At 61.7% G+C, this 300-nt stretch carries 1 protein-coding gene; it reads left to right on the top strand.

Features of this window, described 5'->3' with window-relative positions:
* Positions 1-61 precede the first annotated feature (61 nt).
* The coding region (locus tag ACQG3P_RS19145; protein WP_426805921.1) for a flagellar cap protein FliD N-terminal domain-containing protein at positions 62-300 on the top strand (239 nt) is incomplete at its 3' end.

Here is a 300-nt window from a genome sequence, read left to right as displayed (position 1 = left end):
GATACCACCTGCAGGAAGCGCAGGCGGTTGCGTGCCCACATTTCAAGACAGGACTGCAGACATGGCGATTGGCCCCATTGGTACCGGCCTCGATATTCCCACCCTGGTGGCCCAGCTGGTCGCCAAGGAGCGCGAACCGCAGGACAACCAGATCAATTCCGCCGGTACCGCCGCCAGTGCCAAATTGTCGGCGCTGGCCACCCTGACCAGTGGCATGCCCAACCTGCAGACCCCCCTGGCCAGCCTGATCAAGAACGCCGACAAGCCGTCCTTCAAAGCCAGTACCATCACCGATTCCAA

Origin of the sequence: Stenotrophomonas sp. SrG (assembly GCF_050031795.1) — a bacterium.
Classification (GTDB): Bacteria; Pseudomonadota; Gammaproteobacteria; order Xanthomonadales; family Xanthomonadaceae; genus Stenotrophomonas; species Stenotrophomonas rhizophila_A.
The sequence above is the reverse complement of the archived record's forward strand: the minus strand, read 5'-3'. Positions and strand labels throughout refer to the sequence as shown.